Source organism: Mesorhizobium sp. WSM3860, from assembly GCF_002294995.1.
Lineage (GTDB): Bacteria > Pseudomonadota > Alphaproteobacteria > Rhizobiales > Rhizobiaceae > Mesorhizobium.
This window is the reverse complement of sequence record NZ_NSGF01000007.1, coordinates 256,025-277,346: the sequence shown is the minus strand read 5'-3', so window position 1 is coordinate 277,346 and position 21,322 is coordinate 256,025. Positions and strand designations below refer to the sequence as shown.

The following is a 21,322-nucleotide window of genomic DNA, read 5'->3' as shown; positions in this document are numbered from 1 at the left end:
CTCCCGCCCGGCCATGCGCCGGGCAAACTCCGCCCGCTGCTGATGCGACCGCAGCAGGCTCCACAGGATCTCGTCCGTCTCGATCGCCTGCGCCTCCATGACCGCGTCGGCGGTGAAAGCATGCCCGGTATGGCACCGATAACGCAGCATGTCACCGTCTTCGATCTCCCACAGCGGCCCGTGGCATTCGGGACATGTAAACACCGACAGTTCGCCAAGTCGATCTCCGTCTTTCATGGTCGAATGCTCCTGCGCGGCGATGGCCGCTTCCAACCGCACGCCGGACGGCGCCGGCAAGGTTTGGCCCGCCGGCTCGGCCGCCAGCTTCGTCAACAAGCCGCCGAGTTTGGCGGCGGGTTCGCAATGATCGATGTCGACATAACCCAGCGCGCTTTCGACCATGGAAGGCACCAGCGCATCCTTGGGATGCTGGATCACCGCGAGCCCGCCGACCGCCTTGATCGCTCTCAGGCCGGCAGTGCCGTCGGAAAGCGAGCCCGACAGCAGCACGCCGACGACGCTTGCGCCGAAGGTCAGCGCCGCCGAGCGGAACAGTGGGTCAATCGCCGGCCGGGCGAGGTTTTCGCGCGGGCCGCGGCGCAGCATCATGTGATCGTCATGTAGAAGAAGATGGAAGCCGGGCGGCGCCACATAGATGTTGCCGGCCTTGTAGGACTCGCCGTTCTTGGCGACGGAGGCTTTCAGCGCTCCCGCACGGTCGAGGATTTCCGGCAGATAACTGACCTGGCCAACATGGACGACGACGAACACGGCCGCCGGCAGATCCGCAGGCAAGTCGCTCACGATCTTCTTCAGCGGCTCGATGCCGCCCGCCGAGGCCCCCATGACGATGATGAAGCGATTGCGCGCCTTAGCTTGCCGCGAACTCGTCTCGGCCTCGCGGGCAGGTGAGATTCGGTTTCCAAAGTCGGCCATGGCACCCCTGACGGGTCGCCCCCCGGCCCATAACACAATGGGCGAAGGCAGGACTCTGTTCCATGGCGGGGCGCAATCGAGAATGATGGCCCCAACGAAAGCGACGATCACCAGAACCGGCAACAGCACCACCATTAGCCGAACGGCGTGATGAATGCCGCCTCTGCTTCCCCGGGGACGCCGCAAGACCGGTCCGCCTTTCCGGCTATCGTGCGAGCCGCACGGTGGAACCTTCCGGGCCCTCTCCCGCGCGAAATTTGACGGAACAAGAGCGTCAAGCATTTGTTCTCTGAGATCAGGTTCGGCGGTGGGCCCCGCAACCAAGGAGAGATTGCCATGAAGGTCGCCAACTGCATGACAAAGGATGTCGCCGTCGCCAATCCCGAACAGTCAATCCGCGAGGTGGCGCAGATGATGGGCCAGCTTGATGCTGGCGTGGTGCCTGTCGGTGAAAATGACCGGCTGATCGGGATGATCACCGACCGGGACATGGTCATTCGCGGGATCGCTCTGGGCAAAGGTCCCGATACCACGGTGCGCGACGTCATGAGCCAAGAGGTCAAATACTGCTTCGATGACGACGACGTCGAGCATGTGCTCGCTAACATGGGAGACTTGCAGGTGCGTCGGCTCCCGGTTCTCAACCGAGACAAACGGCTCGTCGGCATCGTCTCCCTTGGAGACCTCGCGAGAAAGGGCGAAACAACGGAGGCTGGACAGGCTTTGAGCGGCATTTCCGCGCCGGGCGGCGAGCATTCGCAAGCCGTCCATTGACGATGGCGATATCGAGGTTTGTTTGACCGTCGGTTGATGCCCGCCAGGCACGACTGGGCTGCGGCGTCCACATCGCGGCTTCGCAGCCTGCTAACGACCGGTTGCGATGATCCCTCTCAGGTTTGCGCTATGCGCCAACGCTGTCTGGCCAACGCGCCTAATCTCTAGGCAGAGGGTCGCGTGTAGTATCGCGTTCATCCGGCCTTGGCTTGACCGTCACCTCTCCGTCTTTCCGACGTCCGGCTTCATAACCCGCCTGAGGTCGGCCCGGCTTCCGCTGCTCACCGAATAGGCGCGCGTGATTTCGGCGCCGAACAGAAAGATCTGAGCCGAGTAGTAGACCCATAGCAGCACCACCATCAGCGCGCCGGCGGCGCCATAGGAAGTCGCGATCGAACTGCTGCCGATGTACCAGCCGATCAGCGACTTGCCGATGGTGAAGAGAAGCGCGGTGACCAGCGCACCGACAGCGACATCGCGCCATTTGAGACTGCGGTCCGGCAGGACCTTGTAGATCGCCGCGAAGAGCAGCGCGATCAACGCGAACGAAACGATCGTGTTGATCGAACTCACGATCAGTTCGCCGAACGGCAGGTGTTGGTTGATGACATCGGCCAACACCGAGATAGCCGTGCTCGCCGCGAGCGACACGAGGAGCATGAAGCCGAGCGCGGCGACGAGACCAAGGCTTGCCGCCCTCGCCCGCACCAAACGCGAGAGCGACATGGCCCTTGGCTCGACCTTCCAGATCTCGTTCAGCGACTGCTGCATCTCGCCAAAGACGCCGGAAGCTGTGATCAGGAGGGTCACCAGCCCGATAATGGTGGCAAGCGCGCCGGACCACGGACGCGAAGCGGTCTCGATCGTCGCCTTCAAGAGGTCGGCGCTCTGCGGACCCATCACGCCCGATATTTGGGCTGAGAGCGCGAGCTGGGCGGCGTCCTTGCCGACGACGAGACCTGCGACCGCCACCACGATGAGAAGGATCGGCGCAAGAGAGGTGGTGGCATAGAAGGCAATCGCCGCCCCATGGCTCAGCGCGTTGTCATCCATATAACCGCTGACGCTTTCCTTCAGCAGAAGCCAGGCTTCTTGAAGCCAGCCAGTCTTCGATTTCCTGTCTTCTGCCATGCGCTCGACACCGAACTGAAGCGGGCCGGGTGGGACAAGAGCTCGACTGCCTTTTCGTTGGCCAGGATGTGAAGCCGGAAAAACCACCCTGTTCTCTTTGCCACCTGGTCCGGCTGACGCGGCCCGCAGAGGTCAATGGCGGCGCGGGCGGGAGGTTCCGATCTATTCGCTTGCGGGGTCTTCTTGGACATCGCACTGGATTTTCACGCCGCCGATGCCGCCGTGAACGCGACTGCGCCATCAGGTCGAAGCTGGCGCTTGCTGAAGGCTAAAAGAATGCCCGGCCAAAGCCGGGCACGAGACTTTGTAGGAGCCGATGATGGGACATCCGGCCTCGCTAAATGTATGCGCACCTTATGACGGGCTCATGAAGGCCGCGGTCCTCCAGGAACAAACCCCGGCTTGGCGCGTATTGGCTGAACAGCCGGGTTGAGATGGGGGCACAATGTCAAGTCGCAAGAAGCGTCATATCCAAAATGCATTCTCGCTCTACGGAGACCTGATGCTGGCACCGGCCGTCGTCGCCATGCGCCTTCCGATAATCGCTTTAGATGCAGGCAGCCGTGCCCCGAAAGGGATTGAGGCGATGCTAGCGGTCAACGAGAAGGCGTTTGCTTTCGCCGAAGGCACGGCCGCTGCGCAATTGGTTATCTTACGATCGGCTTTAAGGTTTTGGCCTGAAGTTCTATCCGGCCGGAGCCCGTCTTTTCTAAGCGGCGGTGCTATTAAGGACTCTATGGTCGCAGCACTGAAACCTGCCGGCCGCCGGGTTCGGACAAATTTCAACCGGCTCTCCAAACTGGGCTGATTGGGGCCAGATTGATGTTCCGGGCCGAGGCGGTCGCGGAGCGCCGGAAATTCGAGCTTCTGATGGCGATAGCAATCGAGGCAGCCGGCCGTGACAGACTTGCCCACGTCGATCAGCTCTTGGGGTGTCCAGCCGGTCATGTTGGGAAACTCAAGGCGAACTCGGCCTTTTGGCTGAATTCTAATTTATTAGCAGATGCGCATATATTCCCTCGCCGGCATCGTGTTTCCTATAGCCCCTGCCGGCCAAGGCCCGGTAGCCACCCCTATAGCCACCCAAGGCTACCGGGCCACCTACCCGTCATATAGGCGCCCTGGGCTGCCCTGCAACGCTGCGTTGCCTCGCTTTGGGCCAGCGAAATGGAAGACCCGGAACAAACGCTCGTCGCTCCAAGTTCGGGCGCTCTGTAGAGCGATCATGAAGACATACCGAGTTGAAGAGATGGCTGGGGACCAGGTGGTGGCTTATCATGTTGCCAATGCCCGTACGCCTTGGGAGGCTCAGAAATTTACCGGCAACTGGCGAGACGGGATGAACATTTCTGGGTGCGGGTGACCGATGAAGGAAACCGCGCGATTTACAAATATGCCTTCAGGCCTGACGCACCGAACCTTTGAGGTTCCGTTCGGTCGGGCTTGGGAAAGGGAGGCGGCGCATTCGGATCGGGGCAATCGACGTTTGGCACCTTTCCGCAGGGTGATGCGGGATCATCGCCGGCACCAGCATATCGCTCCACGAGTTTTGCGAACCCGTAGGCAAAGGCGGCGAGAAGCGCCAGGACAACCGCTATCCGAACGGCCATTGGAGATTATACCCCGGTCGGCCTGCGGATAGTAATCACTACTGCTATCTCGGCGAGAACGCGTGCTCACCTGAGGAGCTCGAACGGGCTCCGAGGGAAACGCCCCCGCGCGGCGCGGTGAACCTCGGCCGGAGAGACACGCCGCGCGACCCAACCGGGACGACTGGTAGAATGTCCCCCTCCTCCGATACGGCAAAAGTCCGAGAGGCTGACGCTTTGGTCCCCATGCTGAAACCTAAGCCTCCCTGCATCATTTGATAGAGCCGGTTAGGAAGTGCGTCACCTTCCTGGTCGGTAGCAGCTAGAAAGATGCCCGCCATTTCCTGCCTGAAATGACGGGCATCGTCTTTATCGGGACGCCGCGCCGTTCACGATCGAGACGACGATCACGGCCGTGACAGCGGACAGGCGGTCACGCTTGACCAGGACGGGCTTTTCATAGGTGCGCTTCATGGCGAATCCCCCTTGCTGAAGTTGGCCCGCCCATCTGGCTGAGGCAGCAACCGACCGTCATTTACAAAAGATGGAGGTCTGGAAGTAGCGATGAAAGGGCCGACGCACGAGGAAGCGGCGCTGATCGAAGACAGGCCATGCGAAAGAAAAGCCCGCCGACTAAAGCCGACGGGCCATCTTCCCTCAAAACTGTGCGCCCCTTTCCCAGATGGTCCGCCCGATTCCGGGAACCCCGCACAAGCGTTTCCTAATACAGTCGCACCCAAACGGCTGTAGCCCAGCGGCAACAATGACGAATATTCACAAGGGGCGGGCGGCAGGCAGTCCAGTCCGTTCAGATCGTCGTTACCTACCTAAAGGCAGCCTGGATAGCGAAACGAGTTCATTCTCGTCCACAATGCCCGCCATGAAGTTGGCGATGATGCGAGAGGCCAGCGCCTCACGCTGCTCGGTAGTTTGGCCATCATATTTCAAGCGGTTGAAAACCCGGGCCAGAAATTCCAGCTCTTCCGGATCGAAGATTTCCGCTTCCAGTGCTCTTTGGCGGATCGCCATGGCTGTGGACTCCTATTCGTGCCTGGCTCTGCCGGCAGGCTTGCGCATGCGAACCCCAATGCGAAACTCGATTTGATTCAATATGGAGCAGCCGTAAGCGTTCCCTTAGCGTGCTCTAAAAGAACGGCCCGCCCCTGATGAGAGCCAGGGAACGGGCCTGCGGAGAATGGGAGGCTCCGCCCGGCGGCTGTGCACACGATCGGGAGGGAATTGCGCCGCCGCGCCCCAAACCTCTTCGAATGCGAGGTGTTCCGCGATGGGGAACATTTTCTTGATGATCCGTTTGTCTCAGGCAGATTCAGGGATGGATCACGCGCTTGACGATCTTGGTCGCATCCTGAGGCCCCGCAAACCACTCTGCGGGATCGCTACGGCGCCTGTTCGTTGACGCCTTCGCAGGCTGACAATTACTCTGTTCCATTTCAGGACGGAAAATGCTGGCACCAGCCTTGCAAATAAGATGATGCCGGTACCCCTCCCGGGTCGGCACTCGTCGGGCTTGGGATTGGGCTATGGGGCGGCGAGCCCGGCGAGTTCTCCAACTTGCCGCGTTCTTAAATCTGGGACGGCGTGGCGAACACAGGGGGATCCTTCAGTCCCGTCGGCGGAGAGAGATCCGGTACCCGCCATACACTCCCCCGGGTGGCGGTACCTTCGCGACGCCGCATTCGCACATTGCGGATACGCGCCAACAAGGTTCAGTGGACCAGAAAGCCCGTCGCGCAATGGCGCAAGCGCGACGGGCTTCTGTTGCTTACGGAGTAGAGCGGCCGCATCCTGAATGGGAGAAAACGAGGGGCGGTCGCATGATACCACAACCCAGCCGAACCTTTTGGGTTCCGTCAGCCTACTCGAATATTAGCGCCAGCTTGTAGCCAATAATCTTGGCTGCACTGATCCGGCTCCTTCTCCTTTTGAATGCGTTCCGGCCATATTAGCAGGGGTGTATGCTCCATGGTCAGCCGGTGCCGTGTTTCGATTCCGAGCCCCCGCCGGTTAGGCCCGGCTCAACGCTGGCCTCCTCGGCCAGAGGGCCGGGCCGCTCCGAGCTCCGGGCATCGGCGCGACATGTACGCCTTTTGGGGAACTACTTTCTTTGCAGACAGCAATTAAAGTAAATTCCAGGAAAGGAGTGCTAAAATGCCGAATGAGAGCACAAGGCTTATTGAAAAGGATTCCGAAAAGCTTGTTTCAGAGGCCAAGGCGCGCCGCGATTTTCTCAAGCAGGCTGGACGCTTTGCTGCGGTAACGCCTCCGGCCATTACATTGCTCCTCGGTACAAGCTTGAACTCCAGGGCGATTGCCAAATCGGGAGGAACACGCCCGGGCAATGGATGGGGTGACAAGAACCACGTTCACGTCGGCCCCAAGCCAAAGTTTCTTAAATCCGGCAACGGAGGGTCGCGGGGGGACAGCTATGGCGGCGGAGCCCACGGGGGCTCGAGGTCCGGCGATCCCAACTAGTGTTGGTCACGCGCGACTTCTTCCACTCGACTGAGGTCGGACAGGCCGGCGCATTGGTCCCTACGCTGAAACAACTTGCCCAATGCATAATTTGGTAGGGCCGGCGAGGAAATGCGTCACCTTCTTCGTCGGCAGCAGAGAGATAGATGCCCGCCATTCCCCGGAATGACGGGCATCTGTTGCGTCTTTGCAGGGTAAAGCGCTCTCCCAGTGCTGCATCGCCTGGAGTATCATTCAAACAAGCTCTTCCGAACGCGCTCATTTTGCTCGGAGCCCGTCAACGAATTTCCGGTTTGGTGGACTTGTTCCAGCCGAGGGCACCAGGCTCGCTTCAGCGCACCTTCTCAAGTTCTTCCAACAGCTGGTCAGCGTCAGTCACACCGCGTCCGAAAAGGCTCATAACTTTGATCGCAATGTTTTCGCGCTCATCCTCGCGTTCGATCTTGTGACTTGAGCAGTAGTCACTCACCGCCTTGGCCAGAATGTTGACCTCGGCAGGTTCAACTATACCGTATCGCGCACTCTTGGGCGGAACAGCATTGTGATCGCTTCCACACATCCGTTTACCCCCACCCCGATACGCCACAACGGGTAGAAGATACACCCAAAAAAAGTCAGCTACGAGTCAATTAGATCCGACTGAGGTCCCGGGCAAAATGGCCGATTGCGCTACTGGGCAGCGGCGTGAGGCCACTCAGGCGCCCACCCAACTCTTGTCCGGCGTCATTGCGTGGTCTGTGAACGTCGTCCCGGCACGAGCCTATCGGCTTGGTTCGCGCATAATATTATAGAGGAGCAGGCCGGCCAGTAACGACACGACTGCGCTAAGCATATCATGGCCGGTCAGCCCTGATGAATATGCGAAAGTTGATGCCAGCTCGGCCATCGTTCCACCCAAGGCGTGCGGGATTGCCTGAGGAGAACTTTTAGACGCCGCTAAAGTTCCTAGTGAGCGCTGGCGGGCTGTCTCCTCATGCCGCGAAGGTCTTTCGGGTCGTATCGGGTGCAGTGTGAACGGCGTCAGAGACGGCACATCTTCGGCCGAAGATCCCATTCCCAAGCGGAGGAACGCTAGACCCGTTGCCGTGACCCGCCAAAGTTAGACAACGGGCCTAGCTATCGGTTCGCTTCTCAAGTCGGTGACACTATCGCCGCAAACCGAACCCAACTCCAACGCCCAGGGCAAAGCCCGCCCAGTCATCTACGCAGTTCATTAGCAGGCCCGCAGTAACAAATGTTAATGGTGCTCTGCCTGCATACACATTTGCAACCGTTTCACGAGGCTCGAGAGCGCACCTCGATCCCGCCCGCCCAACGTGAAGGCAAAGGCAAGATAAAGCTTACCGGGAGGTTCCCCGCGTAGCTGAGGACAGCCGTGACCGTGGGCCGATTGCTTGGAGCCGTCGTCGCGCTGCCTGGCAAAGTGCGGAGGAAAAGCTCACGCAAGCGACCTTGGCCCGTCGCAGCGCCCAGGGGATCCGCGCAACGGGCCAAGTAACCCGGCCTTCGGCTTTGTTGAGGCCGGTCCTCCCATCCTCCGCCGTGGCGGGCGGAGTGACGTCAATCCCGCACGAGCAAGCAGCCCGTTTTCGATAACTTTTGTTAGTCCCGTCTAAAATTGCCGCTCGCCACGCCTGGAACATTCCTGGCCGGCCGCTGTTATCCCCTGCCGGAGAAACAAGCGATGGCAGACGACAAGAGCAAGCGTGGCGCCGGTGACCGCAACCGGGTATCAGCGGACGCGGACTACGAAGTCCGGCATTTCGCCAACAAGGTCGGTCTGACGGTTCAACAGGTTCGCGATCTCATCAAACAGCACGGCAACGACCGGAAGACCTTGGAACGCGAGGCCGAGAAGCTTCGAGGATGACCAAGATATCGGACCCGGGGCCGCCGACTGTCGGAAAGCGGCAATGGTGGCGAACCGGACATGCGGGCAGAGCGGCAATCGCCGTGATCTCGGCCAAATCCATCTGGCATGAAGCGAGCGCAGCACGAGCCGCTTGAACTGGACGCAAAATAGCCTCGTCAATCATCCTCATCGCTTGTGACACGACGATATCGGAAGCGATTGCGGATGTGGGCGTTGAAAAAGCGGCCCTTGGCAAAGGCTGATCGAAATGCCGCAAACGTCTCCGGCGGTACCCCCTCGAACTCATAGCGTTTCCCGCTGGCCACAAACCACACGGAGAGAATCCTGTTGGCCGGATCGTATTCTGTTTTCTTGATCGAGGTGGACGGCATGGCGCACGCACCGCTGGTCTGGCATACTGCGAACGATCCGGCCGGCCTTTTGTTTCCGGAGCTAGTGAATGGGAGCTAAGTCTCGCAACCGACGACGCCGCTCCCAGATGCGGACCGGCAGCGGTAAAGCTAGCGCCGCTTTCCATCGGCATCGAAAAAGCCCGCAGACCGAAGCCTGCGGGCTGAGTTTTCTGGAGGTTGGTGCCTGAGCGCGCAAACCTGGCAACGTGCGCGAACAGGCATTCAATCAACAGAATCGGATCGAGCCTGTTCCCTAAAATTCTGGACCTCGGGCACCGGTCCCAGCGAATGCGGGACAAATGTCGTACGGGCTAACTCAAAGGTCGGGGGAGGAAACATCTTGCGAGAAATTCCTCGCGACCGGCGAGAACGAGTCCCTTCCATCCTCGGGCCATCCGACAGACGGAGAGTTTGCAAAGCTTGCCAGGCAGGCCGGCGGTTTGGCATGTCGATGATCTGATCGCGCTCTCCTTTGTCATTTCGGATGAACGCTGAGGGGTCGCTGATGGAAACAGCGCCGGCGATCTAGCCTCAGCCCAGAGGCAGCACGGTCTGTCGGCTAATTGAAATGGCGCCCCAAATCTACTCGCCGACGGATGAATGCCGAACGTTTTTGGCAGATCGTTTGGCAAAGTCCGCCAACGGCGAAATTCTGGGTCGATGCAAGCAAGTCGACGCAACGGTTACAGCCTCAATGCCCTCTGGATATGCAGCTGTAACGGTCTCCCGCGGCACGAAAGGGACGAGCTACATCGTTCCGCGTACGCGCGCTGAACGCGGCATCGGACTCTCCGGGGTTTATTGCTGGCTGCCTTTGGCTTCAAGCCGTCAATCGGATTTGCCCGAGTTTTCAAGTCCAACAATTGCAGCCAGGATGGCATCGTAGGCGCTCCCGATCTCCTCCTCGATCTCGTGCTCGGAAACACCTACGGCCTTCGCATCTGCAAATAGCTTGGTCGTCAATTCCGCGACGGAAATGATGTCAGCGCCGACGCTGCCGCGCATCACGTTGTCGGTAATCCATTCGCCAAAGAATTCTGCCCCGCGTTCGCTCATAGGCGATGCCGGGCCTTCAGGAAATGAGCCTCTCGAAGCAGGGAATCCCAATCGGTCCCGATTAACTCGATCAGCTCGCGGGCTTGCTCTTCGGTAATGTCTGCCACTCTGGCCAATCGGCCGGCCAGGATTTCAACGGCGCCGTCATGCGAGTCGCCATCGCCGGTGTGCTCTTTCATGGAACCTCCTAACCATCAAACTGCGAAAGGCCGACACGTTCAGCCTTGTACCGAAAAATCCTCTCACTCTGCCCGGCAGGTCTGCCACGGACCGGCCGTTTGCTGATCGGATCGGGACGGCCCGTCAGACCGGATACGAAGACGGCCGACCGATCGAGGACCGCATTCTTCATGAAGGCCCTTTATAAAGGCGGCCGCGGTCAATAGCCCCCAATAATCGGCAGGATCTCGCCGGTGATGTAGCTGGAGCATTGCGGCGAAGCGAGAAATACATAGGCAGGCGCGATCTCTTCCGGCTGGGCTGGCCGTTTCATCGGGGTCTTTGCCCCAAACTGCGAGACCTTCTCCGCTTCCTTCTCCGACGGGTTCAGCGGCGTCCAAACCGGTCCGGGCGCCACCGCATTGACGCGAATGCCTTTGCTGATCAGGTTACCGGAGAGCGCCCGCGTGAAGGCGTGAATGCCGCCCTTGGTCATCGAATAATCGATGAGTTCCTTGGAGCCTTCGATGCCCGTGACCGACCCCGTGTTGATGATAGCCGAACCCGGCTTCATATGCGGAACGGCTTCCTGGGCCATGTGGAAGTACCCGTAAAGATTGGTCTTCAGCGTGGTGTCGAAGTGCTCCTCGGTGAGGTCGGCGAAATCGGCCGAGTGAACCTGGAAGGCAGCGTTGTTGACGAGCACGTCGAGCCTGCCGAAGGCCTTCAGCGTCTGCTCCACCGCTTTGCGGCAGAAGGTCCGCCTGGCAACGTCGCCGCTCATGATGATGCAGCGCCTGCCTTCAGCCTCAACTGCCTGCTTTGTCGCCTTCGCGTCGCGGTCCTCGCTGAGATAGACAATGGCGATATCGGCCCCTTCCCGGGCGAACAACACGGCAACTGAGCGGCCGATGCCGGAATCGCCGCCGGTGATCAGCGCCACCTTGCCTTCCAACTTGTTCGATCCCTGCCAGAACGGCGCGTCGTAGAGCGGCGCGGGCTCGATCGCCCATTCCTCGCCGGGTTTCGGATGATGCTGCTTCGGGAACGGCGGCACTGGGTATTTCCGCGCGCCGGCCTGCATGGCGCCTTGTGATTTGGATTTGCCGTTCGGCTTGGCGCGATCGGTCGCGTCGACTTTGCGCTGCACGCTCCGCTGCTTGCTGGCCGCCTGCTCGGAGGTGGATTTGGCCCGCGTGGCCGATTTCATCGGTGTGGCGGAGTCGGTCATCCTGGCGGATTTCGTCGGCATCGGTGTCTCCTTCGCTTTCGAGGAACAACGCATGCGAACAGAAAAGGTTGGCGTCGCTCCGAAGCCGCCGGTCTCAATCCGGAACCTTGGTCGCGACATCCGTGGGGACCTCAACCACGGCTACCACAATCGTCCGGCGCTGCTCACCCCGACGGCGATCAGTAAGGTGCTCGTCTTTTTTGACCGCTCTTGCTCGGCTGGATGCAACTACCCGGCAGCAGTTTCGTTTTGTGCGATCTCAACCAGGCGGTAGCACCATGAAATCCTTTCGGAACAACAATCCTTTGGCGGCGGCGCCGACCGCGCACCTCTTCGTCGGGCCCGCCCGGCCCGTGTGCGAATGGCTAGGACGGTGAAAAGCCTTGAGCAGATTCCTGCCGCTCACCATCCATTTCGTCAACGGCGGCACGATGGTGGTTTCCTCGATCGCTGACGCCAAGAAGGCGCTGGGCCGGACATGGAAGAGCAAGGACTCACCAGCCTATCGCAAGGCGGCCCGGCTGGTGGAAGACGCGACTAACGGGATTTGCCGTCCAGCGATCGCCTTTGCCGCCTTCAAGAAGGCGGCCGCCGAGCAGGGTCTTCTGGAGCATGCCGGGCCAAGCGCCGCGCTCAGCATGCTCGACCAACTTTCGTCCCGCAACGGCAAAGGCCCGCCGAAGTAACGTTCGCCCGCAGCCTCGGCTCGTCGTCTCGTCTGAGCTTCGTGAACATTCAAAAAATTTCGCGGGAACATCGGTCGATCCCGTCGGTTTTGTTTGGTCAAGGAAGTCGAACGAAGGAGACGTCGATGGCAAAGAAAAGTTCGTCCGGCGCGGCGAACGGCTTGGAAAGCCTGTTCGTGGATGGCCTGAAAGACCTTTATTATGCAGAAAAGAAGATTCTGAAGACGCTGCCGAAGATGGCCAAGGCGGCGCAGTCAGAGGAAGTGGGCGCAGCCTTCGAAAAGCATCGCACCGAGACCGAAGCTCAGGTCGACCGGCTCGAGCAGGTTTTCGAAATGCTGGGCAAGCCGGCACGCGGCAAGACGTGTCCCGCGATCGACGGCATCATCGAAGAAGGTTCGGAGGTCCTCGAGGAATACAAGGACGAGCCGGCGCTCGACGCGGGCCTTGTGGCTGCCGCCCAGGCGGTGGAGCATTATGAAATAGCGCGCTACGGCACGCTGATTGCCTGGGCGGAGCAACTGGGCCTGAAAGACGCCCTCCCCTTGCTGCGCGACACCCTCAAGGAAGAATCCGCTACCGACGAGACACTTAGCAAGCTCGGCGAAAGCGGTGCGAACAAGCGGGCCATGCAGGCGGCCGCGTAAGGCGCCTGATAAAACGCTCGATTCGCATGCCAAAAGTCGACTTGGCGACGCGGCCTCGGTCTGTTTGACCGAGGCCGCGATCAATGACAGGGACCCGCTTCCTCGCAAAGCGTGGCCATTCAGGCGAAGCTCGATGAGCTCATTCGATCAGGCCGCGCAAAAAACGACTTCATCGGCATCGAGCATCTCACGGAGGCGGAGGCACAAGAATTCAGAAACAAGCCAAGACGGCCAAGAAAGGAACGACCCCACCTCACGCCCAAAGCCGCCCTGCTTAAAGCAGGTCTTCCGAAATCGGGACTGGTTTCGAGACCAAGGCATGCGCGAGGCGCGTTAGTCGCCGCGATGCTTGTTGTGTCCGCTTTCCTGATTCTTGCCGCGAAGGATGTTGCGGTCATCTGGGTCGACGAGGTCGGGCGTGTCGCTCCTCAGGTCCGAACCTTTCCGCCGCGCATCGCGCTCCGCGGCCGACTGCTTCAGCTCCGCCTTGGCGTCGAATTCCTTGGGCGCGTTCTTGGTGTTCTCACGTTCTTCCAGCATGCGCACTTGCTGTTCATGGGTTCTGCGTCCGGTCATCGGTTCCTCCTGTTCTTTTGTCGGTAACGGCAGTTGGACTCGATCGTTCCGAACATGCGCACGGCGTTTTGGTGTCTGAAAATGTCAGCGCGCGAGATGAACCGTAATCACGCAGAAAATCGAACCGCGAGGTGTCGAGGAGGTGATCCGGTTGATCGAGGAACGCACCTGAGGAGCCGCAATTCCTGCCGCTAAGCGTTTAAAGATCGACCGGCTGGAGCGACCTCCCGGCGGGGCCGTGGATGAGCGATCCGTCTGCCGCGAAGATCGTCGTTGTAACACGCGGCAACGCAAGCTCCGCCAGAGGAACATTGGCAGATCGTGGCCGTTCTCAGCTCGAAGGAGACGACCCATGAGTGCAACCAAGGAGTTCTTTCGAAGCTGGCTCGAGGAGAACGTCGGGAACTTGCCTGCCGACACGCAAGTCAGCGTTCCGGTGCTTGTGCGACAGTTCGAGCAGGATGCCGACGCCGCGGGCTACGGGCACGAGGTTCGCGAGGAGGAAATCGGCAATATCGAAGATGCAATCGAACGGGCGCTCGGCAAGACGGGCGAGCAGGAGGACCGGACGGAATCCAATTCCCGGGAAGAGAGCTCGCTTGCCCCGGTCATTGAAGCTCTGGAGGAGTCGGAACCGGCGCAGGCGGAAGACCATGGGGCTCCGGTCTGACCAACTGCCGCACGGGATGGCCGGAACAAAGAGACAGCCCGCCTGTTGGGTTGCTTCTGAACAGATCGAACGTGACCCGCCGACGCGGCAGGCAGGCCGGGAAAGGTATTTGAGCCAATGACGAAGCAATCTGCAAAGGACGGTCCGTCCAAGCTGCGATCGGACAGTGACCGGGAGAGCGAGCAAGGCACAAAGCGAACAGACAAGCGTCTGCCGCAGGAAGATCCTGTCGAGGGCGCTCGCGACACGGTGGAGCGCGAGCTTGAACGGCAAGATCGGCCGGCCGGCGCCAAGGGAGCAGAGCGCGAGCGCAAGGCGCTCCAGGAACAGGTCAATGAGGAGACGGAGCTGCCTCAGAAGGGCTCGGCCTGAAAGCTCCTGCCTTGGGAAGCCAGCGCATCGGCATCCGCCACTTTGGTCAACAGCGGGTTGCGCCATGGCTTCCGTACCAGCAAGGGATCATGCCTGACATCGCCACGTTCAACTGCGTGATGCTCCTCCTCGGCGCGGCAGCGGCCGGGCTCGCCCTCTACAATGGCCTGCGGGCGCGGCGGGCGTTGCGCGGCCGCCGTTTTGGACGCTTCGTCGAAGTCGGCGGAGCGCGGCTGCACCTGATCGAGGACGGCCAGGGCATGCCGCTGCTGCTGTTGCATGGCAACGGTTCTTCGGCCGAAGATTTCACGACAAGCGGCATCTTTGAGAAAGCGGCCGCAAACTATCGTGTTCTGGCTTTCGACAGACCAGGCTTCGGCAGGAGCTCGCGCCCGATCGGCAGGATCTGGTCGGCCGCCGCGCAGGCCGATCTGATCGATGCCGCGGCCGCGAAACTCGGAACTGGACGCTATATTGTTCTTGGCCACTCTTGGGGTGCCGCCGTTGCGCTCGAGATGGCGCGACGGCGCCCTGGGCGCGTTGCCGGTCTCGTGCTTGTCTCCGGCTACCACTATCCATCGCCGAGGTTCGAACTCGCCCTGTCGGGATTGCCGATCTTGCCTTTGATCGGAACGGCCTTCCGCCACACCGTGCTGCCGCCGCTGGTCAGGCTTGGCTGGGCTTGGTCAATGCGAAAGATATTTGGCCCGGCGACGATCTCGGCCGCATTCACCGCAACGACGAGGGAGTTGGCGAGCCGCCCCTCGCAACTGCGGTCCATCGCGGCCGAGTCGCTCTTGATGTGGGTGGCAGGGGCGTTTGCGACGCCTCGGCACAAGGACATTTCCGTTCCTGTTGGGATCATCGCCGGCGCCGGCGATCAGCTTTTCGATGCGCCGGCCGAGGCGTTTCGGCTGCACGCGGATCTCGGGAACTCGGTAGTCGGTATCGTCCCCGATGCCGGGCATATGGTGCACCTGACAGCCCCACAAGTGGTGCTCGCCATGATCGACAAGATCGCCGCTCTTTCGACCGCCGAGGACGCGAAGCTGAGCGACCGATAAGCGCCCGGTGCCGAAACCGGCCAACCGACAGTGCGGTGCAACTGGCCTCCGGCGGGGAACCTTCCGATCGGCGCCGGCTTATCTTCATGTTCGAAGCAGCAGCGGTGAGAGGAAAGCATTGCGCAGCATTGCTTGGCGGAAACTGCTTTTACTGCAGGTGCTTGCGCTGACACTTGCTTCCTGCTCCTCGTCTGAAACCATCGAGCAGCAATCGAAGCTTGCCGCCTCGACCGCGGAGGCGGCGGTGCGGGTGACCGATGCCTGGCTTTCCGGCGCCGCGCCGTCCCACTACGCATCCTCTGCCTTGCGATCCTTCGCCGAGACACTCGCCGGTTCCGGCCGACAGGTGGAATCGGCCTCCCCGTCCGATCCTGCGAAACGAGACAAGCTAAAGGCGGCGGTCAGCCGGCTGTCCACCGCGGCAAGCGGAGCCGAGACCGCGGTCGAGGCGGAACAGCAGGCGCAGGCCAGCCGGGCACGCAACGAGCTTCGCGCCGCACAGGTGGATCTCGCCACGGCCTATCGCGACTATTTCGCGCCGCAGCGATGAAGAAGCTGCTGGAGATTTCGCTTGGCGTCGTGACCAGTGTCGGTGGCTTCCTGGAGGTGGGTTCGATGGCGACGGCGGCGCAGGCCGGCGCCCTGTTCGGCTTCCAACTCATCTGGGCGATCGTGCTCGGCACCATCTGCATCATCTTCCTGGTCGAGATGGCCGGTCGCTTCGCCGCCGTCAGCCATCACACCATCGCCGACGGCATCCGGGAACGCTTCGGCTTCAACGCTTTCCTTTGGCCGCTGCTTGCAGTCCTGCTGGTCAACTTCCTGGTGCTCTCGGCAGAAATAGGCGGGGTTGCCATTGCTGCCGAGCTTGCCACCGGAATCGGCTTTCAATGGTGGGCATTTCCAGTGGCTTTCCTCGCCTGGCTGCTGCTGTGGAAAGGCACGTTCGGCCTCATCGAGAAAGGCGTATCGATGCTTGGCCTGATCACGCTCTGCTTCGTCGTCGCGGCGGTGATGCTGAAGCCCGAGTGGAAACAGGTGGCGGTCGGTGCCGTGCCCAGCCTGCCGCAACACGATACGGCAAACTACTGGTTCATGGCCGTCAGCATCCTCGGCGCTTCCATCTCGCCCTACCTTTTCATGTTCTATTCCTCGGGCGCGGTCGAGGATCAATGGGACAAGAGCTATCTCGGCACCAATCGGGCGATTGCCGGTCTGGGCATGAGCTTCGGAGGAACGATCTCCGTGGCCGTGCTGATCGTGGCCGCGCTTGTGCTCGGCGCCCATGGCGTGAACCAGGTGGACGACTACAACCAGCTCCCGCTGATGCTGATCCCGGTATTCGGCTTCTGGGGCTTCGTCCTTTTCGCCGCATCGCTCGGCATCGCCTGTTTCGGAGCCGCTCTGGAAGTGGCGCTGCAGCAGGCTTATCTCGTCGCGCAAGGGTTCGGCTGGACCTGGGGCGAGGACCTCAAGCCGCGCGACGATCCCGGTTTCAGCCTGGTCTACACGCTCACGCTCTTTCTTGCCGCCGTTCCGATAGCGCTTGGTCTCGACCCGCTGAGGCTCACCATCTTCTCAATGGCGTTGACCGCCGCCAGTCTGCCGCTGACGGTCGTTCCGTTCCTATTCCTGCTGAATGACGAGCGCTATGTCGGCCAGAACCGGAACGGCGTGATCTCTAATGCCGCCGTGATCTTCGTTATCGCGCTCGGCTTCGTGCTGGCCGTAGTGGCTATTCCCCTGCAGATATTCGGAGGCACCTGATGCAACTGCTGCGCGACATCCTGGACAAGCAGGTCGTCGACCGCGAGCAGGTCAAGATCGGCAAGGTCGATGGACTGGTCGCCGAGCTGAGGCAGGGCAAGCCGCCGAGGGTCGTTGCGGTCGAGCTTGGCTCGATTGCGCTGGCCCGACGGCTAGGCGCTCGGCCTGGGCGATGGACTGCGCGGCTGGCGGCAAGGCTGAGCGGGAAGAAGCAGGCACGGCCGCATCGCATCGCCTGGAACAAGGTGCGCGACATCGGCGTCGACATAGAATTCGATATCGACGTGCGCAGGACCAAAATCTTGGCCTGGCAGAGCTGGCTGCGCGACCACATCGTCGGCCGAATCCCGGGAGCCTGAAGATGGTGAATGTGAATCTCGAGCATCTGGCCGGCCGGCGCGTTCTCACGCAGGGCGGCAGGTGCATCGGCCATATCGAGGAGGTCATCGCCGAGCAGGACGGCGACGACCTCGTCGTCACCGAATTCCATGTCGGCATCTTCGCTGCTTTTGAACGCCTATCGGCCTCGACCATCGGCACCGCATTGCTCGACTTCTTCGCGCTGCGCCGCCGCAAGCGCCTCTATCGCATACCGTGGGACAAGCTCGATATTTCCAATCCGGCGCAACCGCGGCTGCTCTGTTCGGATGACGAGCTTGCCGGCTTCGAAGGCGTCGATCGGGGTAAGTAGCTGCTTACAAAAAATCCTGGTCACGGGAGGGAACATCGCGGCGGGCGCGAAGTTGGAAGAGGCAAGGAGGAGCCCGCGCCATGAACAGTGTCATCTATCTTATCGGTCTTATCGTGGTTGTGCTCGCGATACTCTCCTTCCTCGGCTTTCACTAGGAGGCGTCATGCAGCGCGAAAATAATCAGGGCCGCGAGCCGGCCGACTTCGCCAAGGCGAAGAGCGAAGTTTCCGATCGAGTTAAGAAGGAAACCCAAAGCGCCGGAGAGGCGCTCCACGATGCCCGCGACGAGGTTGCTCGCAGGGCAGTCGACTACGCGTCGGAAGCACAGGAGGCCCTGTCCGACCGAGCCGAGGAAACACAGCGGGACATCGGATCGAGCCTGGCGGCATTCGGCGGTGCTCTGCGTGCGGCGAGCGACCATCTGGCCAACAGCGACCAGAGCTCGGCCTCGAATTTCATGCGGGATGCGGCAGGCGGACTGGAAAGGCTGTCCTCCTCGTTGAAGGAAAAGCCTTTCGGCGAGGTGCTTGAGGACATTCAGAACTTCGGCCGCCAAAATCCCGGCACTCTGATCGCGGGCTCGGTACTGGCAGGACTGGCGCTCGGAAGATTCATAAAGGCTTCTCCCCCGGAAACGCGCCGCGCAGGGCAGAGCGCAGCGGCGCCGCGGAAGACTGGTAGGGAAACGAGCGGGCAGACTGGTGCGCAGACGAGCGAGCCATGGGACGACGCGACGTCCAATTGGGGGGTCGACGGCGGCGCTCCCAGGAAGGCAGCGGAGCTAAAGAAATGAACACTCAAGACAACCAAAGCCTCGGCACTCTGGTCGCCGATCTGGCGCAGCAGGTGAGCACACTGGTGCAAACGGAGGCCAGGCTCCTGCGGGCGGAAATATTGGAGAGCGTGACTAAGGCCGAAGCTGGCGCAGTCGAGGTTCTGGGCGGGGCAGTATGTCTCCTCGCCGCACTGATAGTGCTGCTGCAAGCGCTCGTCATTGCCCTGACCCACCTCGGCCTAGGCGCCGGGTGGTCCGCTTTGCTCGTCGGAGTGGCCGTTGCCGTGCTGGGTGTCATCCTCTTGCGGACCGGCATGGCAAGCATGTCGCCCTCCGAGTTGGCGCCGGACCGTACGCAGGAGCAACTCAAGCGTGACGCGAACGTAATCAAGGAACAAGCAAGATGAGCGACAAATCCGCAGCCGAACTCGAACGCGAGGCTGAGGCCACGCGCGCAAGGGTGGTGGCGACCGCCGAGTCCATTCGCGGCAAAATGACGCCTGGCCAGCTCTTCGATGAGTTTACCGGTATGTTCAGTGGCGGTGCAGGCTCTGACATGCTCCACAACCTGAAGGCTCAGGTGCGAGATAATCCTCTGCCACTCACCGTAATCGGCGCCGGTCTGGCTTGGCTGATGCTGGGCAGCGGCGCTTCCGCCGCAACCGCCGCGCCCGTCTACACGACGCGTCGCGGTTCCGACCGACATGACGGCTCATCCACCGCTGGAATGGAAGCCATGACCTCGGACACCTATGCCTCTGTCGGCGACTTGGCCAGTGGTGCGGCCGGCACCGTCTCGGGAATGGCCAGCAGTGCGGCCGGTACCATGTCCGACATGGCGAGCAGCGCAGCCGGCACCGTGTCCGGCATGGCGAGCGGCGCGGCGGAGACGCTGACGAACTCGGCGACAGCCACGGCCGACATGGCGGCGAAGGCCAATCGTTCCGCGCAGCAGTTGATGGAGGATCAGCCTCTTGCAGTTGCTGCTGTCGGCCTCGCGATCGGAGCAGCGATCGGCGCTATGCTGCCCCACACGCAACTCGAAGACGAGCGGCTCGGCGGCTATCGCGAACAGCTTCGCGAAAGAGCCGAGGGCGCGCTCGAAAAGGGCGTTGACCAAGTAAAGCAGGTTGCAGCCGAAGCCTACCAGGCAGCCAGCGACGAAGCAGGACGGCAGGCGTCGAGCGAAGGCACGCTCGCTGACAAGGTCAGCGACGTCGTCAAGTCCGCCGCCGACAAAGCCGATGAGGCGGTGCACCGGAAGCTGTCCGATACCGAACCGTCTACAACGAACAAGTCCTGATCTGAACGATCGGCTCGGTTCCAACACTGGCGTTCGAGGAACAATTCGCGTCAGGCAGGTCTGGCGAGCCATTCGAGTCCGGCCCCTCGAATGGCTGCGGGTAAAAGCAGACCGGCCTCGCTACCTTCGGCTCGCTCGTCGGCGATCCTCTTTAGCTTTTTGCCGATGACTCGGCTGAACTTCCCCCGCTGCAGACCTCGTAAATCCTCGCCAGGATTCCTGCAGCATCGCCACCAACGCACACCGACTGCACTGGACGCTGATCCCATTCGTTCGGTGAATACCTGGCGGCGCCCAGCCTCTGCACGGTCAAACCTGCCGCCGGGCCGTCCTCCACCACCACGATCGAACCGGATCGGGTGGTGAATAAGTGCGGGTCGGTCAAATAGACGGCGGCGCTGCAGTCGTGCACAAGCATACCCGCTTCGCCCCATTGCAGGTAGAAGTCGATGTAGCCTTGGGAGAGTGCGGCAACCATTTGCATGGCGGCATCGGCACGTGCCGAGACCACGGCGAGATCCTGTCGCGTCATCACTGTTCGATTTGTGAGATTGAGCGGAACCGCGGTCACTTTCCACGAGGCTGCAAACACTCGATCGGCTGCCTTCGGATCCGCGTAGATATTGGCCTCGGCAACGGGCGACACATTGCCAGGGATTTCGAACGCGCCACCCATGACGACGACGTCCTGCACGAGATCTGCTATCGCCGGATCGGCCTCCAGTGCCCGCGCCAAGTTGGTGAGGCCGCCGACAGCAAGCAACCGCACCTGACGCGGGTTCTGCCGGATGGTATCGACAATGAATCGCGCGGCAGTGTCCTTCTCCTCCCCCGCTTCCTGGGCAATGGGATAACCCCCCAGTCCGTTTGCGCCATGAACATGGACAGGATAGGGGTGCGGCGCCCCGGACCAGGCTAGCGGAACGGGAGCACCGGCGTGAACGGGCGCTTTGATCCCCCAAGCCTCGGCGAGGAACCTGGCATTGCGCGTCGTGACCGATATCGATGCGTTGCCGAAGACGGTGGTGATGCCGAGCAGATCGATGTTCGGATGACGATGCAGGTAAAGCAGCGCGAGGGCATCATCTACGCCAGGATCGGTATCAAAAAGAATTCTCTGCTTTGTCATGTCTCTAT

28 protein-coding genes and 1 pseudogene are annotated in these 21,322 nt (G+C 61.1%); 18 read left to right on the top strand and 11 right to left on the bottom strand.

The features are described 5' to 3' along the window. Window positions 1–936 (bottom strand): chemotaxis protein CheB (locus CK220_RS14770; RefSeq protein WP_095812205.1); only part of this gene is annotated, 936 nt, incomplete at its 3' end. A gap of 336 nt (window positions 937–1,272) precedes the next feature. Here CK220_RS14770 and CK220_RS14765 point away from each other — a divergent pair. Beyond that, window positions 1,273–1,710 (top strand): CBS domain-containing protein, encoded by a 438-nt coding sequence (locus tag CK220_RS14765; protein ID WP_095812204.1) that lies wholly within the window; start codon window positions 1,273–1,275, stop codon window positions 1,708–1,710. A 216-nt stretch (window positions 1,711–1,926) separates the two neighbouring features. Here CK220_RS14765 and CK220_RS14760 read toward each other — a convergent pair whose 3' ends face one another. After that, a complete protein-coding gene (locus tag CK220_RS14760) occupies window positions 1,927–2,841 on the bottom strand; it encodes a YihY/virulence factor BrkB family protein (RefSeq protein ID WP_095812203.1) in 915 nt (304 codons plus the stop codon). Between the two features lie 445 nt (window positions 2,842–3,286). Between CK220_RS14760 and CK220_RS14755 the strand changes: the two genes are divergently transcribed. Then, window positions 3,287–3,649: a hypothetical protein gene (locus tag CK220_RS14755; protein ID WP_095812202.1), complete on the top strand. Its 363-nt coding sequence runs from the start codon at window positions 3,287–3,289 to the stop codon at window positions 3,647–3,649. Window positions 3,650–4,799: 1,150 nt separating this feature from the next. On the opposite strand, the gene CK220_RS32275 is transcribed toward CK220_RS14755, so the two are convergent. Both CK220_RS32275 and CK220_RS14745 read right to left on the bottom strand, forming a co-directional pair. After that, entirely contained in the window at window positions 4,800–4,904 is a 105-nt protein-coding gene (locus tag CK220_RS32275; RefSeq protein ID WP_210201429.1) for a putative RiPP precursor, read from the bottom strand. Window positions 4,905–5,249: 345 nt separating this feature from the next. Then, on the bottom strand, window positions 5,250–5,459 hold the full coding sequence (locus tag CK220_RS14745; RefSeq protein WP_095812200.1) for a hypothetical protein: 210 nt from the start codon (window positions 5,457–5,459) through the stop codon (window positions 5,250–5,252). Between the two features lie 1,140 nt (window positions 5,460–6,599). On the opposite strand from CK220_RS14745, the gene CK220_RS14740 reads away from it, so the two are divergent. Continuing rightward, a complete protein-coding gene (locus tag CK220_RS14740) occupies window positions 6,600–6,923 on the top strand; it encodes a hypothetical protein (protein WP_245429202.1) in 324 nt (107 codons plus the stop codon). 331 nt (window positions 6,924–7,254) lie between these two features. On the opposite strand, the gene CK220_RS14735 is transcribed toward CK220_RS14740, so the two are convergent. Beyond that, window positions 7,255–7,482, bottom strand: coding sequence for a hypothetical protein (locus CK220_RS14735; RefSeq protein ID WP_095812199.1), 228 nt, complete (start codon window positions 7,480–7,482; stop codon window positions 7,255–7,257). 1,125 nt (window positions 7,483–8,607) lie between these two features. Between CK220_RS14735 and CK220_RS14730 the strand changes: the two genes are divergently transcribed. After that, window positions 8,608–8,793 carry a DUF3606 domain-containing protein gene (locus CK220_RS14730; RefSeq protein ID WP_095812198.1) on the top strand — a complete coding sequence of 62 codons (186 nt, stop codon included), beginning with the start codon at window positions 8,608–8,610 and terminating at the stop codon, window positions 8,791–8,793. 158 nt (window positions 8,794–8,951) lie between these two features. Here CK220_RS14730 and CK220_RS14725 read toward each other — a convergent pair whose 3' ends face one another. From CK220_RS14725 to CK220_RS14705, 4 genes are all read right to left on the bottom strand, one after another. Beyond that, on the bottom strand, window positions 8,952–9,167 hold the full coding sequence (locus CK220_RS14725; RefSeq protein WP_095812197.1) for a KTSC domain-containing protein: 216 nt from the start codon (window positions 9,165–9,167) through the stop codon (window positions 8,952–8,954). 849 nt (window positions 9,168–10,016) lie between these two features. After that, window positions 10,017–10,244, bottom strand: coding sequence for a DUF768 domain-containing protein (locus CK220_RS14715; RefSeq protein WP_095812196.1), 228 nt, complete (start codon window positions 10,242–10,244; stop codon window positions 10,017–10,019). Continuing rightward, the gene (locus CK220_RS14710; RefSeq protein WP_095812195.1) at window positions 10,241–10,423 is read right to left on the bottom strand and encodes a hypothetical protein; all 183 of its coding nucleotides are present in this window, start codon (window positions 10,421–10,423) and stop codon (window positions 10,241–10,243) included. The genes CK220_RS14715 and CK220_RS14710 overlap by 4 nt, the downstream gene beginning before the upstream one ends. A 200-nt stretch (window positions 10,424–10,623) precedes the next feature. After that, entirely contained in the window at window positions 10,624–11,613 is a 990-nt protein-coding gene (locus CK220_RS14705; RefSeq protein WP_095812194.1) for an SDR family oxidoreductase, read from the bottom strand. Here CK220_RS14705 and CK220_RS14700 point away from each other — a divergent pair. From CK220_RS14700 to CK220_RS14685, 4 genes and pseudogenes are all read left to right on the top strand, one after another. After that, entirely contained in the window at window positions 11,591–11,908 is a 318-nt protein-coding gene (locus CK220_RS14700; protein WP_176479078.1) for a hypothetical protein, read from the top strand. The two genes, CK220_RS14705 and CK220_RS14700, sit on opposite strands and share 23 nt — an antisense overlap. Before the next feature lie 109 nt (window positions 11,909–12,017). Then, window positions 12,018–12,320, top strand: coding sequence for a DUF982 domain-containing protein (locus CK220_RS14695; RefSeq protein WP_245429201.1), 303 nt, complete (start codon window positions 12,018–12,020; stop codon window positions 12,318–12,320). A 125-nt stretch (window positions 12,321–12,445) separates the two neighbouring features. Continuing rightward, window positions 12,446–12,967, top strand: a complete 522-nt coding sequence (locus CK220_RS14690; protein ID WP_095812192.1) for a ferritin-like domain-containing protein — start codon at window positions 12,446–12,448, stop codon at window positions 12,965–12,967. A 111-nt stretch (window positions 12,968–13,078) separates the two neighbouring features. Then, a pseudogene (locus CK220_RS14685) lies at window positions 13,079–13,189 on the top strand (low affinity iron permease family protein); the annotation flags it as partial. A 111-nt stretch (window positions 13,190–13,300) separates the two neighbouring features. Here CK220_RS14685 and CK220_RS14680 read toward each other — a convergent pair. Next, the gene (locus CK220_RS14680; protein WP_095812191.1) at window positions 13,301–13,543 is read right to left on the bottom strand and encodes a hypothetical protein; all 243 of its coding nucleotides are present in this window, start codon (window positions 13,541–13,543) and stop codon (window positions 13,301–13,303) included. Between the two features lie 352 nt (window positions 13,544–13,895). Here CK220_RS14680 and CK220_RS14675 point away from each other — a divergent pair, with 352 nt between their 5' ends. The 10 genes from CK220_RS14675 to CK220_RS14630 all read left to right on the top strand — a co-directional run bounded on the left by CK220_RS14675 (window position 13,896) and on the right by CK220_RS14630 (window position 20,185). Next, window positions 13,896–14,213, top strand: coding sequence for a hypothetical protein (locus CK220_RS14675; protein WP_095812190.1), 318 nt, complete (start codon window positions 13,896–13,898; stop codon window positions 14,211–14,213). A gap of 117 nt (window positions 14,214–14,330) precedes the next feature. After that, entirely contained in the window at window positions 14,331–14,585 is a 255-nt protein-coding gene (locus CK220_RS14670; RefSeq protein WP_095812189.1) for a hypothetical protein, read from the top strand. An 89-nt stretch (window positions 14,586–14,674) separates the two neighbouring features. Further along, window positions 14,675–15,649 carry an alpha/beta hydrolase gene (locus CK220_RS14665; RefSeq protein WP_095812188.1) on the top strand — a complete coding sequence of 325 codons (975 nt, stop codon included), beginning with the start codon at window positions 14,675–14,677 and terminating at the stop codon, window positions 15,647–15,649. A gap of 118 nt (window positions 15,650–15,767) precedes the next feature. Then, window positions 15,768–16,199, top strand: a complete 432-nt coding sequence (locus tag CK220_RS14660) for a hypothetical protein (protein WP_141245147.1) — start codon at window positions 15,768–15,770, stop codon at window positions 16,197–16,199. Next, complete coding sequence (locus tag CK220_RS14655) at window positions 16,196–17,416, top strand: divalent metal cation transporter (RefSeq protein ID WP_095812186.1); 1,221 nt, start codon at window positions 16,196–16,198, stop codon at window positions 17,414–17,416. Before CK220_RS14660 ends, CK220_RS14655 begins: the two co-directional genes overlap by 4 nt. Beyond that, window positions 17,416–17,775 carry a hypothetical protein gene (locus CK220_RS14650; RefSeq protein WP_095812185.1) on the top strand — a complete coding sequence of 120 codons (360 nt, stop codon included), beginning with the start codon at window positions 17,416–17,418 and terminating at the stop codon, window positions 17,773–17,775. Before CK220_RS14655 ends, CK220_RS14650 begins: the two co-directional genes overlap by 1 nt. 2 nt (window positions 17,776–17,777) lie before the next feature. Then, the gene (locus CK220_RS14645) at window positions 17,778–18,107 is read left to right on the top strand and encodes a hypothetical protein (protein ID WP_095812184.1); all 330 of its coding nucleotides are present in this window, start codon (window positions 17,778–17,780) and stop codon (window positions 18,105–18,107) included. A 163-nt stretch (window positions 18,108–18,270) separates the two neighbouring features. Next, window positions 18,271–18,900, top strand: coding sequence for a hypothetical protein (locus CK220_RS14640; protein ID WP_245429199.1), 630 nt, complete (start codon window positions 18,271–18,273; stop codon window positions 18,898–18,900). Continuing rightward, complete coding sequence (locus CK220_RS14635; RefSeq protein ID WP_095812183.1) at window positions 18,897–19,289, top strand: phage holin family protein; 393 nt, start codon at window positions 18,897–18,899, stop codon at window positions 19,287–19,289. Before CK220_RS14640 ends, CK220_RS14635 begins: the two co-directional genes overlap by 4 nt. Further along, window positions 19,286–20,185 (top strand): DUF3618 domain-containing protein, encoded by a 900-nt coding sequence (locus tag CK220_RS14630; RefSeq protein ID WP_095812182.1) that lies wholly within the window; start codon window positions 19,286–19,288, stop codon window positions 20,183–20,185. Before CK220_RS14635 ends, CK220_RS14630 begins: the two co-directional genes overlap by 4 nt. Before the next feature lie 151 nt (window positions 20,186–20,336). Here CK220_RS14630 and CK220_RS14625 read toward each other — a convergent pair whose 3' ends face one another. After that, window positions 20,337–21,314: a nucleoside hydrolase gene (locus tag CK220_RS14625; protein WP_095812181.1), complete on the bottom strand. Its 978-nt coding sequence runs from the start codon at window positions 21,312–21,314 to the stop codon at window positions 20,337–20,339. Window positions 21,315–21,322: the final 8 nt, after the last annotated feature.